Origin of the sequence: Corallococcus terminator (genome assembly GCF_003611635.1) — a bacterium.
In the GTDB taxonomy this organism is placed as follows: Bacteria; Myxococcota; Myxococcia; order Myxococcales; family Myxococcaceae; genus Corallococcus; species Corallococcus terminator.
The window spans coordinates 1-18,572 of the sequence record NZ_RAVZ01000191.1; the positions used below are offsets into that span (position 1 = coordinate 1).

An 18,572-nucleotide genomic window follows, 5' to 3' on the forward strand; every position below is an offset into this window, starting at 1 on the left:
CTTCCCGTCCCCGCCCCAGACGCCTGCTCCCTCGGCCAGGACGCCGAAGCGGGAGGTGTCCGGGAAGGCCGAAACGCGGGCCCCGGCCAGCAGGCGGAACGTGCTGGGCCGCAGCCGGAGCTGGGGCTCCACGAAGGGCGACACGATGAGCGTGGGTCCGGGTACATCCAGGGGTGGCGTGGCCCACGGGTGGATGGGCCAGGACAACACCCAGTGCGCGCCGTCACCCCACTCCCGGCGCAGGTCCGGGATGAGCGGCTCCAGGAAGCACAGCGTGTAGAGACACAGCGTGCGCTTCCAGGAGACCAGGGCCGGGGCTCGTTCCAGCTCCTCGGTTCGAGCTTCGGTCTGGGCCTGAGCCCGGGCCTGGGACGCGGCCAGGAAGCACAGCAGGCTTCCGGCCGCGACCGCGTGCTTCACGTCACTTGCCCTGGAACGCGGCGGGACGCTTGGCGAGGAACGCGGCCATGCCCTCGCGCTGATCCTCAGAACCGAAGAGGACCGCGAAGCCCTGGCGCTCCAGCTCGTTCGCGCTGCGCAGGTCCTGATCCGCGCCGTACTCCACCACGCGCTTGGCCTGGGCCACCGCGAGCGGACCGTTCTTGAGGATCTTCGCCGCCACCGCGCGGCAGTGCTCCATCAGCTTGTCCGCGGGCAACACGTCCAGCACCAGGCCAATCTCCTTGGCCCGGGCCGCGTCGATGCGGTCCGCCGTGAAGAGCATCTCCTTCGCGCGGGAGCGGCCGACGAGCCGGGTCAGCCGCTGCGTGCCGCCGAAGCCCGGGATGACGCCCAGGGTGACTTCCGGCAGGCCCAGCTTGGCCTTCTCCGACGCGTAGATGAGGTCGCAGCCCAGCGCCAGCTCCAGGCCGCCGCCGAGCGCGAAGCCGTTCACCGCCGCGATGGTGGGGATGGGCAGGTTCTCCAGCGACTGGAAGACGTGGTGTCCCAGCGCGGAGAACTCCCGGGCCTGGGCTGCGGTGATGGTGACCATCTCCGCGATGTCCGCGCCGGCGACGAACGCCTTGTCCCCACCGCCCGTGACGATGAGGGCGCGGGTGTCGTCCTTCAGCGAGCGCAGCGCGTCGTCCATCTCATGGAACGTCGCGCTGTTGAGCGCGTTGAGCGCCTTGGGGCGGTCCACCGTGAGGACGGCGATGGGGCCGTCCTTCTCCAACCGGATGTTCTCGTAGGCCATGTGCGTCGAAGCTCCTGTGTCGGGTGGGGACGACTAGTACTTGTAGAAGCCGCGGCCGCTCTTCTTGCCGTACCAGCCCGCGTCCACGTACTGGCGCAAGAGCGGGCACGGACGGTACTTGGAGTCACCCAGGCCCTTGTGCAGGACCTCGGCGATGTAGAGCACCGTGTCCAGGCCGATGAAGTCCGCGAGCTGGAGCGGGCCCATGGGCTGGTTGGTGCCCAGCTTCATCGCGGTGTCGATGTCCTCCGCGGTGCCCAGGCCTTCCATCAGCGCGAAGCAGGCCTCGTTGAGCATCGGGATGAGGATGCGGTTGACGATGAAGCCCGGGTAGTCCTTGGACACCACCGTCGTCTTGCCCATGCGCTCGGCCATGGCGCGGATGGTGGCGTACGTCTCATCGCTGGTGGCCGCGCCGCGGATCAGCTCCACGAGCTGCATCACCGGCACCGGGTTCATGAAGTGCATCCCGATGACGGACTCGGGGCGCTTCGTCGCCGCGGCGATGCGGGTGATGGGGATGGAGGAGGTGTTGGTGGCGAGGATGCCGCCGGGGCGGACGACTTCGTCCAGCTCCAGGAAGATGCGGCGCTTGAGGTCCTCGTTCTCCGTGACGGCCTCGATGGCGACGTCCACGTCCTTCGCGTCGCGCGCGCTGGTGAACGTGGAGAGGTTGGCTTCCGCGGCCTGCTGCTTCGCCGCGTCCAGCTTGCCCTTCTCCACCAGCTTCTTCAGGCCCGCCTTGATGCGGTCCGCGCCCTTCGCGAGGCCGTCCTTGTTGACGTCCACCAGCGACACGCGGATGCCCGCCTGGAGCGCCACCTGCGCGATGCCCGCGCCCATCTGCCCTGCACCGACGACGACGATGTGTTCCGTTGCCATGGCGATTTCTCCTGTGCCGGCGGCCATAACGCACGCCCCCAGGAGGGTCAACGACTGGTGGCGGGCAGGCGCAGTTGTCGGACGATGGCTTCACCCTCGCCCACCGACACCCGCTCCTCCAGGCGCACCCGCTGTTCGCTGTCCCGCATCTTCAGGAACAGGAGCGTGCGGAAGGTGCCCTCCGGGAGGTTCATCTTGAACGTCACCTCCGGTGGCGGGCCGCTGGTGAAGAACCGCTCCTCGCGCTTGAGGATGCGCTCCTCCGGGTCCAGCACCTGGAGGTCCATCGCGCGCACGTCGCTCCAGCCCGCTCCGTCGAGTTGGAGGATGAGCTGTCGTTCAGGGACGTCCGTCGCCTTCCACAGCCACAGGCCCACCGCGACGATGGCGATGAGCGCCAGGCGCTTGGGCAACGGGTGCGTGCGCCAGGCTCCGCGCGGCTTCGCGGGCACCGGGGCCTGGGGCTCCGGCGACGGCTGTTCGGGGACTTCCGCCACGTCCTCCCCTACTCCCGCTTCGTGCGCTTGGAGGCGGGACGGCGCGCGTTCAGCTCCGTGATGACCACGCGCGTCGTGGGCGGAGACTCCGCGGCCTTCTTGCCCTTGGGGGCTTCCGGCGGCGGAGGCTCTTCTTCCTTCTCCGACTTCTCCGACGGCACCAGGCGGATCTGCGCCTTCACCTCCACCGTCATGCCGGAGAGCAGCTTGAGGAACTCATCGCGCAGCTTCTCCGACTGCATGAAGCGGCGCATCTCCTCCGTGACGACGCGGGAGATGTCGTCCTTGGTCTTCTCCGCCTGGGAGAGGATGAAGCCCAGGGCCTCCTTGGGGAGCTTGAGCTGACCCGCGAGCGAGCGGATGCCCTCCTCCGTCATGAAGACCGCGCCCATGCCGGCCACCGCCATGCGCCGCACGAAGTCCGGCACGAAGCCCCCCGAGCGGCTTTCACGCCCGGGCTGCTGCTCCGATTCGTCGAACAGCGGATCAGGCGGGAAGTCGTCGTTGCCGGCGGGGGCCATGCGGTCTCCTTACGGGTTGGGCACTACCGGGCCTGCATCACCGGCAACGGCACGCTCTTCATCGTCTGCGCGGACACACGTCCGGCCACATTCCGGGCAATCTCCTGGAAGGCCTTCGCCTCCAGGCTGTCCTTCGCCCCCGCCACCACCGGCACGCCCAAGTCTCCGGACTCGCGCACCTTCAGGTCCAGGGGGATCTCCCCGAGGAATGGAATGCCGAACATCTCCGCCGCCTTGCGCCCGCCACCGTGGTTGAAGATGTGGGTGGCCTTGGAGCAATGCGGGCAGATGAACTGGCTCATGTTCTCCACGATGCCCAGCACCGGGATGTGCACCTTGTCGAACATCTGCTTGGCGCGCACCACGTCCGCCAGCGCCACGTCCTGCGGCGTCGTCACCAGCACCGCGCCCGCCGCGCGCACCGACTGGGACAGCGTCAGCGCCACGTCACCCGTGCCCGGGGGCAGGTCCAGGATGAGATAGTCCAGGTCGCCCCAGTTCACGTCGCGCACCAACTGCATCAGCGCGCCGTGCAGCATGGGGCCACGCCAGATGAGCGCCTGATCCGCCTCCACCAGGAAGCCGATGGACATCACCTTGATGCCGTGCGCGATGAGCGGATCCAACGTCTTGCCATTGGGGCTCACCGGACGCTTGTCCGCGAGTCCCGTCATCAGCGGCACCGACGGGCCGTAGAAGTCCGCGTCCAGCAGGCCCACCTTGGCGCCGTGCTGCGCGAGCGACACCGCCAGGTTCACCGCCACCGTGCTCTTGCCCACGCCGCCCTTGCCGGCGCCCACGAGCAGGATGTTCTTCACGCCCGGCAACAGCGCCCCGCCGCCACCCGAACCGCCCGCGACGCCGCGCACCTGGGCGCCCCATTCGATGTCGAAGGTCTTCAGGCCCGGCACCGCCTTGAGCGCCGCTTCCGCGTCCGCCTGGATCTTCCCCTTCATGGGACACGCGGGCGTGGTCAGCTCGATCTTCAACTTCACCGTGTCGCCCGTGACGCGCACGTCCTTCACCATCCCGGCCTTCACGAGGTCGATGTGCAGCTCGGGATCGATCACCTTCGACATGGCCGTCATGACATCGGCCTGTGTGACGCTCATCGGGACACCTGAAACCTTTTGAAAACGGGCGTTTGCACGCTTGAAGGGGGGCGGAGATTGCCAGCACTCCGGGGGCTGTCAACGTCGTTTAACGCGAGGGCCCGGAAGGTGCATCGGCCATCGCCGCGGGCCTACCGAGCCCGGCTTCTGGCCCTCATTCGATGGCCGCCACCCGGTACTCCCCGTCTTCCAGGACCAGGCGCACGGCCCGGTCCTCCCCCAGCGGGAACAGGGCCTCGCCCGCGGCCACGCGCACGTGGGTGTGGAGGGACAGCCGGGCCCGGCGCAGGCGCTCCTTCGCCAGGGGGTCGCGTTCGAAGTCCTCGCGCAGTCGCTCCGGGGTGTAGCGGGCGCGCAGCGGAGAGGCGAGCAGACCCCACGCTCCCTTCCAGTCGCGCGACTCCACCTCGTCGAGGAACTTCTTCAGTGCGGCCCGGGGCACGTCCGCCGGGCGGGATTCCACCACGCGCCAGTCCTCGCCCTGGCGGGCCAGGGTGACGGACGGGGCGCGGGCCTCCAGCACACCCGTGCCGGTGCGCACGGCGGCGGCGCGTTCGCGGCGGGCGGTCTCGTTGGAGAACTCGTCCAGGAAGGCGACTTCGCCCTCCGGTCCCCCGGTCGTCAGGCGGTAGGCGTCCGAGAGACGGTTCTCCTCCAGCGCCTTCGCGTACGCCTCCGCCACGGAGGCCGGCTCGCGCGACGCGGTGGCGCAGGCGGTGCCCAGGAGCAGCAGACTGAGAGGAGCAAGGCGGGGCATCACTGGCGCGGCAGGGTAGACCCCGTGCCTGGGGGGAGCAATCTCCGGGGCACCCAGCGGTGTCGTTCATGCGCCCTGCCCTCCCTGGCGCTCCCCAGGGCGGCCGGACAGGTGGGGGCTTCCCGAGCCTGGGGCCGTCAGCGAATCCGGAGCAACTGGACCACCCAGAACACCAGATCGCCCCAATCCGGGCCATTGCGGCCCATGGTCAGTTCAGGCAGGGCCTCCGGAGACCGGTGCTTGGGCAGGCTCGCGCCCGACACGGCGCCCTTGGGGCGGTGTTCGCCGCAGTAGATGTCGCCGTTCCAGGCCCAGGCCTGGCTCACCGGCACCGGGAGGGCGCACTGCACGCAGCCAAAGGGAGACGACAGGCCATAGCCCCCGGAGGGTGAATGCGACGGTGGCAACGGGGCCGTGGCGCCCGGGGCCATCCATGGGTCGGCGCCTCCGTCCGTGGCGGGGGCGACCTCCCAGCCCACCTTGGAGCCGGACGGTGACGCCTTTGGAGCCTCCACGGTGGCGTGTTCGAGCGTTTCGAACTTGCCCGCGTCCAGCCACGCGCCTCCGCACTGCACGCACAGGTCCACCGTGCAGACTCGCGCGGACACCAGCCCGAGCCTCGCGCCACAGCCCGGACAGGCCACGGGCTCACTGCGACACGTGGCGCAGTTGGCCAGGGAGCGCGGCACCAGATGTCCTCCGGCGCGGCACCGGGACGCGGCGTTCCTCGCGGTGCCCATCAGCGGCTTGAGCGAGGGCCGGTCCGGAAAGCGTTCCAGCTCTCCCCGATCGAAGAACAGGCCGTGGCAGCGCGGACAGATGTCCACGTCCACGTCCGAGGCCTGGACGACGTTCAACGGTTGGCTGGGGCACACCGGGCAGGAGCGGGCCATGCCCCCATGTTAGTCCAAGCGCCGCAAAGACCCGAGTCCCCAGAGGCTCCATGCCGCGGTGCAGAAGGCATACGTGGTCGGGTGCGATGCGGCCGTCAGCAGCTTCAGGAGCGACAGCTTCGAGCGTGCCCCGCCGCCGTAGCGGACGATCTCGAAGTCGTCGGAGGACTCCCGCGCCTCGTCCATCGCGTGGCGGCAGACCTCCTCGAAGCCCCCGATGCGGTCCACCAGCCCTGCGTCCCTCGCGCGCAGCCCCGAGTACACCCTGCCCTCCGCTCGCTCGTGGATCTCCTCCTTCGTCCGGCCGCGCGCCTGCGCCACCAGCTCCAGGAACGTCTGGTAGGACTCCTCCACCTCGCGCTCCAGCGCGGCGCGCTCGTGTGGCGTGAACCCCCTGGAGTTGGAGGCGAACGCCGCGTTCTCCCCCCGCGTCAGCGTGGTGCGCTGCACGCCCAGCTTCTCCAGCAGGCCGCCGTATTCGAACTTGCCGATGAAGACGCCAATGGAGCCCACGATGGCGTGCGGCGCGGACCAGATCTCTTTCGCGCCGATGGCCGCCATGTACCCGCCGCTCGCGCACAGTTGATCCACGTACGCGATGACCGGCTTCTGCTTCGCCACCCGCTTCACCGCCTCCAGCATCTGCTCCGACGCGAGGCTCGAGCCTCCCGGACTGTTCACCGCCAGGACCACCGCCTTCGCCCTCGGGTCGCGCCCCGCCTTGCGCAGCGCCTTCACCACCGTGTCCGCCGCCGCGAACCGGCCCGCCCCGCCGCTGCCCGGGACGATCATGCCCGCCACGTCCACCACCGCGAGCCGGGGCCGGCGCCGCAGCTTCAGCCAGCGCACCGGCGGAAAAGCCTGCGTCGCCAGGTACGCGCCAAAGGTCGGCACCGGGGTCTCTTCGTCGCCGCCGCGCTTCTTCGACTCCAGGCCCAGGTGCGCGCCCAGGTCCGCCTCGTGGACCAGCCCGTCCACCAGCCCCGCCTCCAGCGCCCGCTTCGCGCTGTAGGGCCCGGCGTCGATGAGGGCCTTCGCCTCCTCCGGCGTCTTGCCGCGCGACCGGGAGAGGGCCTCCACCAGCGCGGCGAACCGTTCATCCAGGAACGTCTCCAGCGTCTGGCGCTGGATGTCGGACACCTTGCCGTCCGTGAAGAACTCCGGCGCCGTCTTGTAGTCACCCCGGCGGGCGAAGTGGGCGTGGATGCCCACCCGGTCGAAGGCCTCGCCCAGCACCGTGGCCTCCGCCGCGTAGCCCACCAGTTCCACGCGCCCCATGGGAGCAAGCAGCACCTCGTCCGCCGCGCCGAGGACGGGGTACTCGTTCGTGTCCACCATCACCGCCCAGGACACCACCCGCTTGCCGGCGGCCTGGAAGTCCGACAGCAGGGCCAGCAGGGCCTCGCGCCGGGCGTCCGTCAGCGACACCCCCTCCACCTCCAGGAGGATGCCCTCCACCTTCGGGTCGGCGGCGAGCAGCCTCAGCGCCCGACCGAAGTCCTCCAGCGAGGTGACGGTGGCGGGCTCCACCGGGGGGCCTCCCAGGCGGAGGCGGGGGCCCCGGCGCGGCCGGTACGGCAGGCTCCCCGCGAGCCGGAAGCGGACCCAGGAGGGTCGTTGACGCACCGCCATCAGACGAAAGGGCAGGCCCAGCAGCAGGCGCAGCCCGAGGAACAGGTTCGCCAGGAGGACGAGGGGGAGCCGGAGCATGGGGCGCGGGTAACGGCCCAGGTGGTGTGAAGCAACCCCTGTTCATCGCGAAGGGAGGCTCTGTTAGGCTCAGGGCCCATGTCCTCCCCCTCGCTCCCCCGGCTTGTTCTGATCCTCGCCCTCGTCTGGGGCGGCGCTGTCATGGCCCAGCCCCAGCGCCGTCAGCCCCAGGACTTCCAGACCCGCAAGGAGTTGACCCAGGAAGAGAAGGACGCCGCCAAGGCGCGCGCCATGGGCAACAACCTTTCGGGTTACCAAAAGGACGCGAAGCCCAAGGAGAAGCCCATGCCGTGGCGGGCCATCGGGCTCGCGGGCCTCATCTTCGCGGTGTGTCTGCCCTTCGCCATCAAGGCCTACCGCGGCACGGTGAAGGACATGGCCACCGCGAACACCTTCGGCGCCCACGACGGCGGCGACGACACCTAGCAGCCGTCCCAGCGCCGTCTTCCAACGGCGCCCTTCGGAGCTTCAGGCGGGGCGGACTTCCACCGCCCCGCCCGGTTCCACGCGGATGTCCACGGGCAGGAACCGCCGCAGCACCTCCGCCTGGGTCGTCAGCTCCCCCGTGACACACGCGGTGGTGAAGCGCGTGGTGCCCGGCGTCACCGGCCCCAGTCGCCCCGACGCCAGGAGCGCCGCTGGCAGGAGCAACTGCTCCGCCAGGTGCTCGTCCAGCGCCCCACCCGTCTCCATGAACCGGGTCAGGGCCTCCGCCGCCCTTCGTCCCACCGCTTCCGCGTCCAGCGCCCTATCCCCCAGCGACGTGAAGGCCGCGACGGTGTGTTCGAACTGCGCCAGCACGAACGTCACCGTGCCCTGCGAGCGCGTCACCGGCAGCGGCCGGTTGTCGGCCTCCGCCAGGATGCCCCGCTCGCGCAGCGCGGCCACCGCGGCGCGCGACTGACGCTCCGCCACGCCGAAGGGCAGCCCGCCCACGAAGGACATCACCCGCACCTCGCGCAGCACGCCCCGCGCGGGCAGGTCCACCCGCAGCGGCGGTTCCTCCGGGGCCCCCACCTCCGCGGTGAATTCGCCCGCGCCCTCCGGATAGAAGCCCGCGTGCGTGAGCGAAAGCTGCACGGGAAACCCGTAGGCGCGCGCCACCGGCAGCCATGCGCCGGTGAGGGCATGGAAGCTGGGGCTGTTCTGGAGGTGCGTGGCGCCTCGGAGCGTGAGCCGGCCTCCGCCCGCCAGCGCGAGCGGGTACACGAGGCACTGGAACAGCAGTGGCGTGCTGCCCGCGGTGCCGACCTCCAGCAGGTAGTCCCCCGCGCGCACCGGGCCAGGGGTGAAGCGCATGTCGGACGCGCCCACGGCGGCGCCCTCGCTGGTGCTGGTGCTCAGGGCCTCCGCGCCGCGCACATAGGCCAGGTGCTGGGGCCTCAGGCCCGGCGGCTCCCGGTGCTCGCGCAGCCGGGTGAGCTGGAAGGGCCGGCCGGTGATGAGCGACAGGCACAGCGCCGAGCGGAGGATGTGGCCCCCTCCCTCCCCCATGCTTCCGTCGAGCAGCACCAGCTCGGAGTCGGTCCGGTCGTGACCGGTCATGTCCCTCCCGTCATGGGTCGAAGGCGAAAGGCGTGAAGCGCTCCCGCCCGGCGGCGCGCGAGCGTAGCAGACCCCGCGCGTCCGGCTGGTGACTTAGTCGTCCAACGCCGGCAGCACGGACACCTTCAGTGCGCTGGGGTGCGCCGCCGAGTGGTGGATGCGGTGCATGGCGCGCACGAAGTCGCTCTCCTTCGCCAGGGGGATGTTGGGCACGAAGGTCTGCGGGTTGCGGTCGATGAACGGGAACCAGCTCGACTGCACCTGCACCATCAGCCGGTGGCCGCGCTGGAAGGTGTGGAACACGTCGTTGATGACGAAGCGCACCTTCGTCACCTCGTTGGGGGTGAAGGGCTTGGGCTGCAGATAGCTGTCGCGGAAGCGGCCCCGGAACGGCTCCGCGCGCACCAGCGTCTGCTGGCCTCCCCGGTCACGCTCGCCAGAGGACGCCGACTCCTTCGTCCAGCCGCGCAGCTTGCCCGGGTTCACGTCCACCAGCTTCACCACCCAGTCCGCGTCGCTGCCGGTGGTGGACACCCACAGCTCCGCCTCCAGCGGGCCCGCCAGCGTGAGGTCCTCCTCCAGGGGCGGCGTCTGGTACACGACCACGTCCGGGCGGCGCGAGGCGAAGCGCTGATCCTCCGCCATGAAGCCCTGGGTCATGTTGGCGCTTTGAGCCTGCGTGTACGGCACGGGCTTCGCCGGGTCGCTCACGTATTCGTCGAACGACGCCTCCTTGCCCGTGGGCGCCTGGAACGTCAGCGCGCCCTGGGGCTGGAAGAACAGCCGCGTCGGCTTCGCGGCCTTCGGAGGCCACGCATCCAGGTGGCGCCAGCGGTTGGCGCCGCCCTCGAAGACGAGGGCCTCCGGGACGGTGGGGGCGGGCCCGCCCTTCAGGTGGTGCTTGAAGAAGGCCAGCGCCAGGTCCTGGTACGTGACGCTCGTGGGGAAGCCGAAGTCCGCGTCGCCCAGCCCGGTGCCGTCCGTGCGCATCCAGCCGCCGTGGGGCCAGGGGCCCATCACCAGCGTGTTGGTGATGCCGGGGTTCTGCTTCTCGATGGCGGCGTACGTGCGCAGCGGGCCGTAGAGGTCCTCCGCGTCGTACCAGCCGCCCACCACCAGCATCGCCGCCTTGATGTTCTTCAGGTGCGGCAGGAGGTTTCGCGCCTGCCAGAAGGCGTCGTAGTTGGGGTGCGCGAGCAGGTCCTTCCAGAAGGCGATGTCGCCTCGGAAGTGCTTCGTGTCCGCGTTGGCCACCGGGCCCAGGTCCAGGAAGAACTGGTACGCGTCCGGGGTGCCCAGGTCGAACCCCTCCCACCCCTCCACGTCGGTGAGCGTGGGGCGCGGCTTGCCGAACGCGGAGAAGAACGTGAACGTGAGCTGGAGGTTGAGGGCGCCATGCCGGTGCATGTCGTCCCAGAACCAGTCCGCGATGGGCGCCTGCGGCGACACGGCCTTGAGCGCGGGGTGTGAGTCGATGGCGCCCGCAGACGCGTAGAAGCCCGGATAGGAGATGCCCCACATGCCCACGCGGCCGTTGTTGTGGGGCGCGTGCTTCACCAGCCAGTCGATGGTGTCGTACGTGTCGCTGCTCTCATCCACCTCCTTGCCGCGCTTGCTGGCGCGGTGGGGGCGCACGTCCACGAAATCGCCTTCGGACAGGTAGCGGCCGCGCACGTCCTGGACCGCGAAGATGAAGCCGTCCTGTTCGAAGGCCGTGGTGGCCAGGCTCTTCGGATAGCGGTCCACGCCGTACGGGGCCGCCGAGTACGGCGTGCGCTGGAGCAGCACGGGGTAGCGCTTCGTGGGGCTCGCGTCGTTGGGGACGTAGAAGGACGTGAAGAGCTTCACGCCGTCGCGCATGGGGATGCGCACCTCGTACTTCGTGTAGTGCGAACGCACGTAGGCGGCGCGCTGCTCCGGGCTCTGTTCGGACGGCGGCTTCGGCGCGGGTTGCGTCTGCGCGACGGCGGTGCCGGACAGCGAGAACAGCGTGAGCGCGGCCAGGATGCGGGTGCCCGGGGACATGCCCCCTCCCTCTTCGAGTGGATTGTGCGGCGGCATTGTGGGGGATGCGGCGGGGGCAAGGAAGCGCGGCGTGCCCGTGCAAGGTTTGCACAGGGGGCCGAGGCCCTGGCGTGCGGGGCTTGCACTCCCGGCAAGGTTTGCACACCCGCCCGTGGCGACGGAGGCGGGCCTTCGAATTGCACAGGTCTCCGGCGTACTGGTTCATGCGGGGGCGCGTTCACGCGTCCCGCTCAAACATCCGCAGGCGGGAGACGAACACGTGTCATCCATCATGAAGGCCTGGAGGCAGGGACTGCTGGGCGCGGTGATGTTGGGAAGCGCGGTCGTGGTCGCGGAGCCTCCGCCGACGAACAGCGCGCAGGGGACGCAGTTGCATGGCTCGGAGCGCTTCGAGTCCATCAACATCCCGCATGCCTCCGTGGAGGGGCCGCCGCTTCCCTCGGGTGTGACGTGCGCGACGGTGAAGTCCGGGATGGTGGGCGGGCGAATCGTCGTGTGGCAGGTGACGTGCACCGGGGGGACTCCGCCGTTTCCGGGGGCGCTCCAGGATGGGCCCTCGCTGGTGGGGACGACCTTCCGTGCGCCGTTCGAGGGCCGCTCCGTGAAGCTCGTCATCCAGGAGGCCCGCTGTCACGTGGGCATCACGGGCGCTCCGGTCGCGTGTTCGACCGAGAACCTCAACTCCGGCGCGGCGCGCTGGGAGTTCCGGGTGAGCGCCACCACGGACGACAAGACGACCGTGCCGCTGTGCCCGACGGGCAGCGGGTTCGCGCTCGCGGTGCCCCATCCGTGGTCGGCGGGCGGTGAGCTGCTGAACAACCCGGACTACTTCACCTTCGCGTGCGCGCCCTCGAACCAGGGCACCTCCAGCAGTCCGTTCTTCGTGGGCGGAGGTGTCATCGCCAAGTGCATCGACTGGGGCTATGCGCCCTGGAGTGGAGCCACCAACGGGGACGACATCACGCGCGACTCCCACGAACTCTGCACGCGCATGGCGAGGGCGGACTATTGCGGCGAGGGGAAGAGCAACACGCTGGACGGCACGCCGCTGTCCTTCATGGGGCCGCAGAACGCCCTGGCCCTGAGCACCAACGGCTACCCGGCGGCGACCGTGAACCAGGGGCAGTACGCGCTCGAAGCCGTGTGGGCGCGGGACTCCTGCGGCACGGTCCGGCCGCTGTGCCTGGGCAAGAAGCGCTGGGACAGCCTGTCGCTGGAGGCCACGTGCCTCAACCGCGCGCTCGAAGCCGGCACGCCTCCCGTCATCGCCACCGGGCCTTCCATCCGGCCATGCGAGGACATGAAGCTGACGAACTTCGCGGACGACACGCTGCTCGTGTCCTATTCGCTCTTCATCGACCGTGCGTTGGTGATGTTCAAGAAGAACGACACGGAGTTCGTGACGACCACGTCGGTGGTGGCGGATCTCCAGGAGCACCCGGGCTTCATGGACGTGTCCACGTTCAAGACGGACCTCACCGGTGATGGGCTGGCGGACATGCCGTCGCCGTACGTTCCCCTGCGCGCGGAAGGTCCCATCCTCTCCGCGAAGCTGCCCGCGAACATCAAGAAGCGCATGGGGGCCTTCATCAAACCGCTGTACCGGTGCGTGGACTCCGCGGGCCGCAAGCTGCTCACGGACTCCAACACCTGCGCTCCCGCCACCGGTTTCTTCCTCCATGCCATGAACTCCGACCAGGGCATCGAGGGCTATGTGTACAGCTCCGTGGACACCGTCGGCACGGGGCAGCGACGGCCCCTGAAGCTGTGGAAGCATCCGACGCTGGGCTTCTACGCCACGTCCACCCAGTCCCCCTCCTCCGCGTTCGTCTTCATCAAGGACCTGGGCTACCTGCCCGCCGTGGGTCAGCTCCCGGGCCGCGATCTCTGAGCCCGGCCCTGGACGCCGGGCGGCCCGAATTTCGCGGGCCGCCGGCGTAACGGGAGCAGGGTTCGCATGAACGCGCGACAGGAGCTGACGTGATGGCGATGCATGGGAAGTGGTGGCTGGTGGGCGCGGTGTTGACGGTGGGCGCTGGGGCTGGTGCGGAGCCTCCTCCCACGAACAGCGCGCAGGGAACGCGACTGCACGGGTCGGAGCGCTTCGAGTTCATCAACATCCCCCTGAAGTCGGTGGAGCCGACCCCAGCGCCCGCGGGGACGCAGTGTTCCTCGGGAGCGGGCACGATGGCCGATGGGGGGCGGTTGCTGGTGAACCAATCCTGCACCCTGGACGACCCTCCGTATCAGGTGCGGCGGAGGTTCGAGGGACCGACCCTGGTGGGCGTGTCGTTCCGCGCTCCGTTCGAAGGGCGTTCGGTGAAGCTGACCATCCGCGAGGTCCGGTGCCACGAGGACATCGATTCGTCCCCGGTGGCCTGTACCACCGAGCTCGTCCAGGCGGGCAAGGCCCGGTGGGAGTACCGGGTGACGGCGTCCACGACGGACAAGGAGGAGGTGGCGCTGTGTCCCACCGGCACTGGCTTCGCGCTCGCGGTGCCGAATGCGTGGTCCACGTCCGGGGACCTCCTGCAGAACCCGAACTACTTCACGTTCGCCTGCGCGCCCTCGAACCAGGGCACGGCGGGCAAGCCGTTCTTCGTGGGGGGTGGCGTCATCGCCAAGTGCATCGACTGGGGCTATGCGCCGTGGGCCGGAGAGTCGTCCACGACGGACACCTTCGCGCGGGAGTACCACCAGCTCTGCACGCGCATGGCGGTGGCGGACTACTGCGGCGAGGGCAAGAGCAACACGCTGGACGGCACGCCGCTGTCCTTCATGGGGCCGCAGGCCGCCGCGGCGATCAGCATCCAGGGCAAGCTGCCGGAGCAACTGGGGACGACGGGGCATTCGCTGGAAGCCGTGTGGACGATGGATGCCTGTGGCCTCGCGCGCCCGGTGTGCCTGGGCAAGCGGCGCTGGGACACGCTTTCGACGGAAGGCACCTGCCTGGATGCCGACCTCCACATCCCCGAGACCAAGGTCTCCTGCGAGATGCTGAACCTGTCCCAACTGGGGGACCGGATGCTCGTGTCGTACTCGCCCTTCCTGGACCGCGCACTGGTGACGTTCAAGCGGGGCACCACCGAGTACATCACGACGACCGCCGTGCAGGGCTTCCCGGGTGAGTCCGCGGGAGGGACGGAGCTGGGCGGTTTCCACCTGATGCCGGGCATGGGTGACACGGCGCCTTCCACGTTCGAGCCGCTGCGGGTGGAGGGGCCCATCCTGGCCGCGACGCTGACGACGGAGCTGAAGCAGCGGATGGAAGCGTTCATCAAGCCGCTGTACCGCTGCACGACGAGCAGCGGACGCAAGCTGCTCACGGATTCGAAGGTGTGTGATTCGGCGCCCGGCTACACGCTCAAGTCCATCGCGGGGGATGGTGGGCTGGAGGGCTTCGTGTACAGCAGCGTGGACACCACCAGCGCGGGCCAGCGGCGTCCCCTGAAGCTGTGGCGGCATGCGACGCAGGCGGGAGTCTTCGCGACGATGACGGAGGCTCCGGCCGGTTTCATCTTCGTGCGCGACCTGGGCTACCTGCCGGCGGTGGGCCAGCTCCCGGGCCGCGACCTCTGAATCACGGCACGGACGCGCACACGCGCATCCCGATGAAGGGGAAGCGTGTGCGTGGCTCCCCGTCGCCGTGGTTGAGGACCCGGGCGGTGAGCGCGTCCTGGTAGAACGACCCGCCGCCGTACGCGGGCGTGCCCTGCGTGTCCGTCACCAGCCACTCCCACACGTTGCCGGACTGATCCGTTACGCCGAAGGGACTGTCCGACGCGGGGTGTGAGCCCACCGCGTCCGGCCCGAAGGCGCGGGGCTTGCGGCCGTAGGTGGCGTCGAAGTTGGCGTCGTCCGGCGCGAGCGTCGAACCGTGCGGATAGTCGCGCCCGTCCGCGCCCCGGGCGGCGCGTTCCCACTCCCGTTCGGTGCACAGGCGCGCGCGGGGGAGCCGGCCGGTGGTGTCCAGCCAGGACACATAGGCGCGGGCGTCCTCCCAGGAGATTCCGGACACGGGGAAGCGGCGCCAGTCCTGTTCGGCGCGCTGCTCGCGGTCCTGATAGCGCAACGGCTCCCCTTCCCTCGCGCGGTAGGCGACGCCTTCGTGTTCCAGGTGGAAGGTCCAGGTGTCGTCGGGGTCGGGTCGCAGTTCGATGGTGCCGAAGTAGTTCGTGCCCCGGGGTCTGCGCGCGGCGCGCTCCGACGCGGGCAGTGCGCGCAGCCAGGTGAGCCAGTCCGCGTACGTGACTTCGTGGCGCGCGATGAGGAAGGCCCCGGTGGTGAGCGGGTGCAGCGGTCGCGTGCGCACGACGGTGCGGCGGATGCTTTCGTCGTCGCCGCTGCCGTAGAGGAAGCGGCCCGGGGGCACGTACACGTAGCCGTCCGGAACGTGTTCGGGGAGGACCACGCGGGCCTGGAAGACACCACCGCGCCCGAGCAGCACCGGGTAGCGCACGGGGGGCCGGTCCGGTCGTGTGAACGTCAGGAGGTAGGAGCCGGGTGACAGCGTGATGCCCGAGGTGATGGGCGTGGTGCCGATGGTCCAGGGTTCGGAGGGTTCGCCCGCGATCGGCTCCAGGCTTTCAACCTGGACGGTGGCTCCCGGAGGATCGCTGTCCAGGTCCATGCGGACGGGGGCTCTCAGCTTGTTGCTCGTGGTGCCACTGGGATCCACTTCGTCCAGGTGTTGGATCAGGGCCGCGCGGACTTCGGATTTGCGGTCGCGCTCCGCGATGAGGATGCGCTGGAAGAGCACGTCGGCCAGGCGCTGATCCAGCGCATCATTCCAGCCCGCACCCACGCGCGTCCGTGAGGCCTCGAGGATCGCGGTGACTTCTTCGTAGCTTCGGGCCTGCTTCGCACCCAGGGACAAGGCCTTGGCCCAGGCGTCCTCGGCGAAGGGCACCCGGTCCGAATCGAACGCGGAGAAGGCCTCCGCGCGGAGGGATTCAATCTGCACGTCCAGGACCCGGTTCGCATCGAGCGCGGCTGCAACGGAGGCCAGCGCCTGCTCGGCGTCGCGACGACGGGAGTGATCACCGTACCAATTGCTGCCGAGGAAGATGGATGCCGCCAGGAGCGGGAGCGCGATCACCCGGCCGACCCGCACCCACCTGGGCCGGGGCCTCGGGGGAACCGCGAGGGAGGTGTCCCCGCTGAGGACGGAGAGGCGCGACGCGATGGACTCCAGGGCCTCGCGCAGGGAGTCGGCGGAGTCGAAGCGCGCGGATGGTTCATGCGCGAGGCAGCGCATGACGACCGACGCGAAGGACGGATCGATTCCGGGCACCACCGCGTCCAGGGGCGCGAAGGCCCGGGGTTCGAAGGGCGCATCCGCGAGCGGCCCGGGAGTGGTGCCTCCGCACAGCTCGTGGAGGAGCACCCCCAGGGAGAAGAGATCGCTTCGGGCCGTGGCGGGTTCGCCCCTCCAGACCTCGGGCGCCATGTAGAGCGGGGTCCCGATGCGGCCCGTGGAGAGCAGTTCCGAAGGGCCGCGCGGAAGCTCCTGCGGCGCAAGCGGGGCCACGGTCGCGGTGCGTTGGGAGGAGTCCTCACTGCGCGGAGGTGCGGCCATCGCGCTTCGCCGCAAGTCCTCCGCTGAATCGATCGTGGCCTGGTTCGCGGACGCGAGGCGTCGGAGGGCTCCTGCTTCAGCAACGCCTGAACGGCCTGTCGTCGAGATCGGCCGCGGACCCTCCCGGTCCCCGGTGCCCTCCGGCAGATCCACCGTCGCCGAGCCCTCCGCCAGCAGGCCCCCTGCCCCATCCGCCTGGAAGTCCGGCAGAAGCACAGGCCCGACAGGCACCACCGCCACGTCGAGCAGCTTCGCCACGCCGAAGTCGAGCAGCTTCACCTGCCCGTCCTCCGTCAGCAGCGCGTTCGCGGGCTTGAGGTCCCGGTGCAGCACCCCCTGCCGGTGCGCCGCCGCGAGCCCCCGCGAAAGCCCGATGCCAATCTCCAGCACGCGCTCCCACGGCACCGGACGCGCCAGCCGATCCAGGCTGTCCCCGCGCAGGAACTCCGAGACCAGATACGGCCGATCCCGCACCTCCCCCACGCGGTGGATGCCCACCACGTTCGGATGCTGCACCCGCGCAATTGCCCGAGCCTCGGTGCGGAAGCGCTCGCGCTGCACCTCATCCGGCGCGACGCCCGCGATGAACTTCACCGCCACCAGCCGGTCCAACACCGTGTCATGCGCGAGGTACACCTCCCCCATCGCGCCCCGGCCCAACGGCTGCAACAGGCGGTACTCCCCGAACGTCGCGGGGGGCTGCCACGGTGAGAGGCCCTCGCTCCTCATTCCACCGCCGGGCCCCGTCCTCGCGAAGCGATGCGGTGCTGCTTCAACTTGAACGCGAACGTGCGCAGCGGCATGCCAATCAACTGCGCCGCGCGCGTCTGCACCCCGCCCGTCGCCTCCAGCGCCTCCACCATCCGCTGCCGCTCCAGCGTCCGCAGCTCCTCCGCCAGGTTCTGGAACGCACGCGGCACCGGGGTCTCCATCCCGTCACGCAGGGTGTCACCGCCCTCGTCCGGGTCCCCCTCCATGTCCGTCCGCTCCAGTCCCTCGCGCAGGGACTCCGGCAGGTGCGAAGGCTCCACCACCGGCCCCGGTGACGTGGCCGCCGCGTACTCCAGCGCGTTCTTGAGTTCGCGCACGTTGCCCGGCCAGGAATGCGCACCCAGGACCGCCATGGTCGCGGCGGACAGGTGCAGCACCGGACGCCCCGCCCTCGCGCAGGCATCCTCCAGGAAGGCCCTCGCCAGCAGCGGCAGCTCCCGGGGCCTGTCTCGCAGGGGCGGCAGCATCACCACCGCCGCGGACAGGCGGAAGAACAGGTCCTGCCGGAACCTCCCCGCCTTCACCTCGTCCGCCAGCACCCGGTGCGTGGCCGCCACCACGCGCAGGTCCACCGGCCGCTCGCGCGAATCCCCCAGCCGGGTGATGACCTGTTGATCCAACGCGCGCAGGAGCTTCGCCTGGATGGGCAGCGACAGCTCCGCCACCTCGTCCAGGAACAGCGTCCCACCACTGGCCCGCTCCAGGAGCCCCGCCCGCGCCCGGTCCGCGCCGGAGAAGGCCCCCTTCTCATGGCCGAACAGCTCCGCCTCCACCAGGCTCTCCGGCAGCGCCGCGCAGTTGATCGCCACGAAGGTCTGCGCCGAACGCGGCGACCAGTGATGCACCGCCCACGCCGCGTTCTCCTTGCCCGCCCCCGTCTCGCCGTGCACCAGCACCGGCAGCGGGCTCGCCGCCAGCCTTCGCAACAGCTCGAACAGCCGCACCAGCGCCGCGTCCGCCACCACCACCGACCGCTCGCCCAGCGCCAGCCGGTACAGCGAAGGCCCGCTGACGCGCGTCTCGCCGCGGTCCGCCGCCAGGGCCGCCGCCCGCGCCGCGCCAATCAGCGCATCCCCCTGCAAC

Annotated in this window: 16 protein-coding genes and 1 pseudogene; 3 read left to right on the top strand and 14 right to left on the bottom strand. The window is 70.2% G+C overall.

Translation table 11 applies throughout. From position 1 onward, the window contains the following. The 9 genes from D7V88_RS24965 to sppA all read right to left on the bottom strand — a co-directional run. Positions 1–420: hypothetical protein (locus D7V88_RS24965; RefSeq protein ID WP_120543168.1), on the bottom strand; the 420-nt coding region annotated here is incomplete at its 3' end. Position 421: 1 nt separating this feature from the next. Continuing rightward, complete coding sequence (locus D7V88_RS24970; RefSeq protein WP_120543155.1) at positions 422–1,198, bottom strand: enoyl-CoA hydratase-related protein; 777 nt, start codon at positions 1,196–1,198, stop codon at positions 422–424. Positions 1,199–1,231: 33 nt separating this feature from the next. Next, complete coding sequence (locus tag D7V88_RS24975) at positions 1,232–2,080, bottom strand: 3-hydroxyacyl-CoA dehydrogenase family protein (protein ID WP_120543156.1); 849 nt, start codon at positions 2,078–2,080, stop codon at positions 1,232–1,234. Between the two features lie 47 nt (positions 2,081–2,127). After that, positions 2,128–2,577, bottom strand: a complete 450-nt coding sequence (locus tag D7V88_RS24980; RefSeq protein ID WP_244238378.1) for a hypothetical protein — start codon at positions 2,575–2,577, stop codon at positions 2,128–2,130. Between the two features lie 8 nt (positions 2,578–2,585). After that, positions 2,586–3,098: a hypothetical protein gene (locus tag D7V88_RS24985; protein ID WP_120543157.1), complete on the bottom strand. Its 513-nt coding sequence runs from the start codon at positions 3,096–3,098 to the stop codon at positions 2,586–2,588. 23 nt (positions 3,099–3,121) lie between these two features. After that, on the bottom strand, positions 3,122–4,210 hold the full coding sequence (locus tag D7V88_RS24990; protein ID WP_120543158.1) for an Mrp/NBP35 family ATP-binding protein: 1,089 nt from the start codon (positions 4,208–4,210) through the stop codon (positions 3,122–3,124). A gap of 154 nt (positions 4,211–4,364) precedes the next feature. Further along, entirely contained in the window at positions 4,365–4,967 is a 603-nt protein-coding gene (locus D7V88_RS24995) for a hypothetical protein (RefSeq protein ID WP_120543159.1), read from the bottom strand. Between the two features lie 137 nt (positions 4,968–5,104). After that, positions 5,105–5,860: a TFIIB-type zinc ribbon-containing protein gene (locus tag D7V88_RS25000; RefSeq protein ID WP_120543160.1), complete on the bottom strand. Its 756-nt coding sequence runs from the start codon at positions 5,858–5,860 to the stop codon at positions 5,105–5,107. Between the two features lie 9 nt (positions 5,861–5,869). Further along, positions 5,870–7,570: a signal peptide peptidase SppA gene (sppA, locus tag D7V88_RS25005; protein ID WP_120543161.1), complete on the bottom strand. Its 1,701-nt coding sequence runs from the start codon at positions 7,568–7,570 to the stop codon at positions 5,870–5,872. Positions 7,571–7,711: 141 nt separating this feature from the next. On the opposite strand from sppA, the gene D7V88_RS25010 reads away from it, so the two are divergent. Continuing rightward, the gene (locus tag D7V88_RS25010; RefSeq protein ID WP_341870705.1) at positions 7,712–7,996 is read left to right on the top strand and encodes a hypothetical protein; all 285 of its coding nucleotides are present in this window, start codon (positions 7,712–7,714) and stop codon (positions 7,994–7,996) included. Positions 7,997–8,038: 42 nt separating this feature from the next. Here the strand turns inward: D7V88_RS25010 and rtcA are convergent, their stop codons facing one another. Together rtcA and D7V88_RS25020 are read right to left on the bottom strand one after the other, a co-directional pair. Beyond that, positions 8,039–9,115 carry an RNA 3'-terminal phosphate cyclase gene (rtcA, locus tag D7V88_RS25015; RefSeq protein ID WP_120543163.1) on the bottom strand — a complete coding sequence of 359 codons (1,077 nt, stop codon included), beginning with the start codon at positions 9,113–9,115 and terminating at the stop codon, positions 8,039–8,041. Between the two features lie 93 nt (positions 9,116–9,208). Next, positions 9,209–11,140: a CocE/NonD family hydrolase gene (locus D7V88_RS25020; RefSeq protein ID WP_120543164.1), complete on the bottom strand. Its 1,932-nt coding sequence runs from the start codon at positions 11,138–11,140 to the stop codon at positions 9,209–9,211. Positions 11,141–11,411: 271 nt separating this feature from the next. Here D7V88_RS25020 and D7V88_RS25025 point away from each other — a divergent pair, with 271 nt between their 5' ends. Then, the gene (locus tag D7V88_RS25025) at positions 11,412–13,031 is read left to right on the top strand and encodes an ADYC domain-containing protein (protein WP_147448857.1); all 1,620 of its coding nucleotides are present in this window, start codon (positions 11,412–11,414) and stop codon (positions 13,029–13,031) included. 92 nt (positions 13,032–13,123) lie between these two features. After that, positions 13,124–14,719, top strand: a complete 1,596-nt coding sequence (locus D7V88_RS25030; RefSeq protein WP_120543166.1) for an ADYC domain-containing protein — start codon at positions 13,124–13,126, stop codon at positions 14,717–14,719. A gap of 1 nt (position 14,720) precedes the next feature. On the opposite strand, the gene D7V88_RS25035 is transcribed toward D7V88_RS25030, so the two are convergent. The 3 genes and pseudogenes from D7V88_RS25035 to D7V88_RS25040 all read right to left on the bottom strand — a co-directional run. Then, positions 14,721–16,718: an SUMF1/EgtB/PvdO family nonheme iron enzyme gene (locus D7V88_RS25035; RefSeq protein ID WP_443651599.1), complete on the bottom strand. Its 1,998-nt coding sequence runs from the start codon at positions 16,716–16,718 to the stop codon at positions 14,721–14,723. 251 nt (positions 16,719–16,969) lie between these two features. Beyond that, positions 16,970–17,447, bottom strand: a pseudogene (locus tag D7V88_RS45670) (serine/threonine-protein kinase); the annotation flags it as partial. Then, positions 17,444–18,572, bottom strand: a 1,129-nt coding sequence (locus D7V88_RS25040; protein ID WP_147448858.1) for a sigma-54 interaction domain-containing protein, incomplete at its 5' end; no start/stop codon positions are given. The gene D7V88_RS25040 and the pseudogene D7V88_RS45670, both read right to left, overlap by 4 nt.

Coding starts and splice junctions, on each gene's coding strand:
- D7V88_RS24975 (WP_120543156.1), bottom strand. CDS start 2,080: ATGGCAACGGAACACATCGTCGTCGTCGGTGCAGGGCAGATGGGCGCG.
- D7V88_RS25020 (WP_120543164.1), bottom strand. CDS start 11,140: ATGTCCCCGGGCACCCGCATCCTGGCCGCGCTCACGCTGTTCTCGCTG.
- D7V88_RS24985 (WP_120543157.1), bottom strand. CDS start 3,098: ATGGCCCCCGCCGGCAACGACGACTTCCCGCCTGATCCGCTGTTCGAC.
- D7V88_RS25035 (WP_443651599.1), bottom strand. CDS start 16,718: ATGGCCGCACCTCCGCGCAGTGAGGACTCCTCCCAACGCACCGCGACC.
- D7V88_RS24995 (WP_120543159.1), bottom strand. CDS start 4,967: ATGCCCCGCCTTGCTCCTCTCAGTCTGCTGCTCCTGGGCACCGCCTGC.
- D7V88_RS25030 (WP_120543166.1), top strand. CDS start 13,124: ATGGCGATGCATGGGAAGTGGTGGCTGGTGGGCGCGGTGTTGACGGTG.
- sppA (WP_120543161.1), bottom strand. CDS start 7,570: ATGCTCCGGCTCCCCCTCGTCCTCCTGGCGAACCTGTTCCTCGGGCTG.
- D7V88_RS25010 (WP_341870705.1), top strand. CDS start 7,712: ATGGCCCAGCCCCAGCGCCGTCAGCCCCAGGACTTCCAGACCCGCAAG.
- D7V88_RS24970 (WP_120543155.1), bottom strand. CDS start 1,198: ATGGCCTACGAGAACATCCGGTTGGAGAAGGACGGCCCCATCGCCGTC.
- D7V88_RS24990 (WP_120543158.1), bottom strand. CDS start 4,210: ATGAGCGTCACACAGGCCGATGTCATGACGGCCATGTCGAAGGTGATC.
- D7V88_RS25000 (WP_120543160.1), bottom strand. CDS start 5,860: ATGGCCCGCTCCTGCCCGGTGTGCCCCAGCCAACCGTTGAACGTCGTC.
- rtcA (WP_120543163.1), bottom strand. CDS start 9,115: ATGACCGGTCACGACCGGACCGACTCCGAGCTGGTGCTGCTCGACGGA.
- D7V88_RS25025 (WP_147448857.1), top strand. CDS start 11,412: ATGAAGGCCTGGAGGCAGGGACTGCTGGGCGCGGTGATGTTGGGAAGC.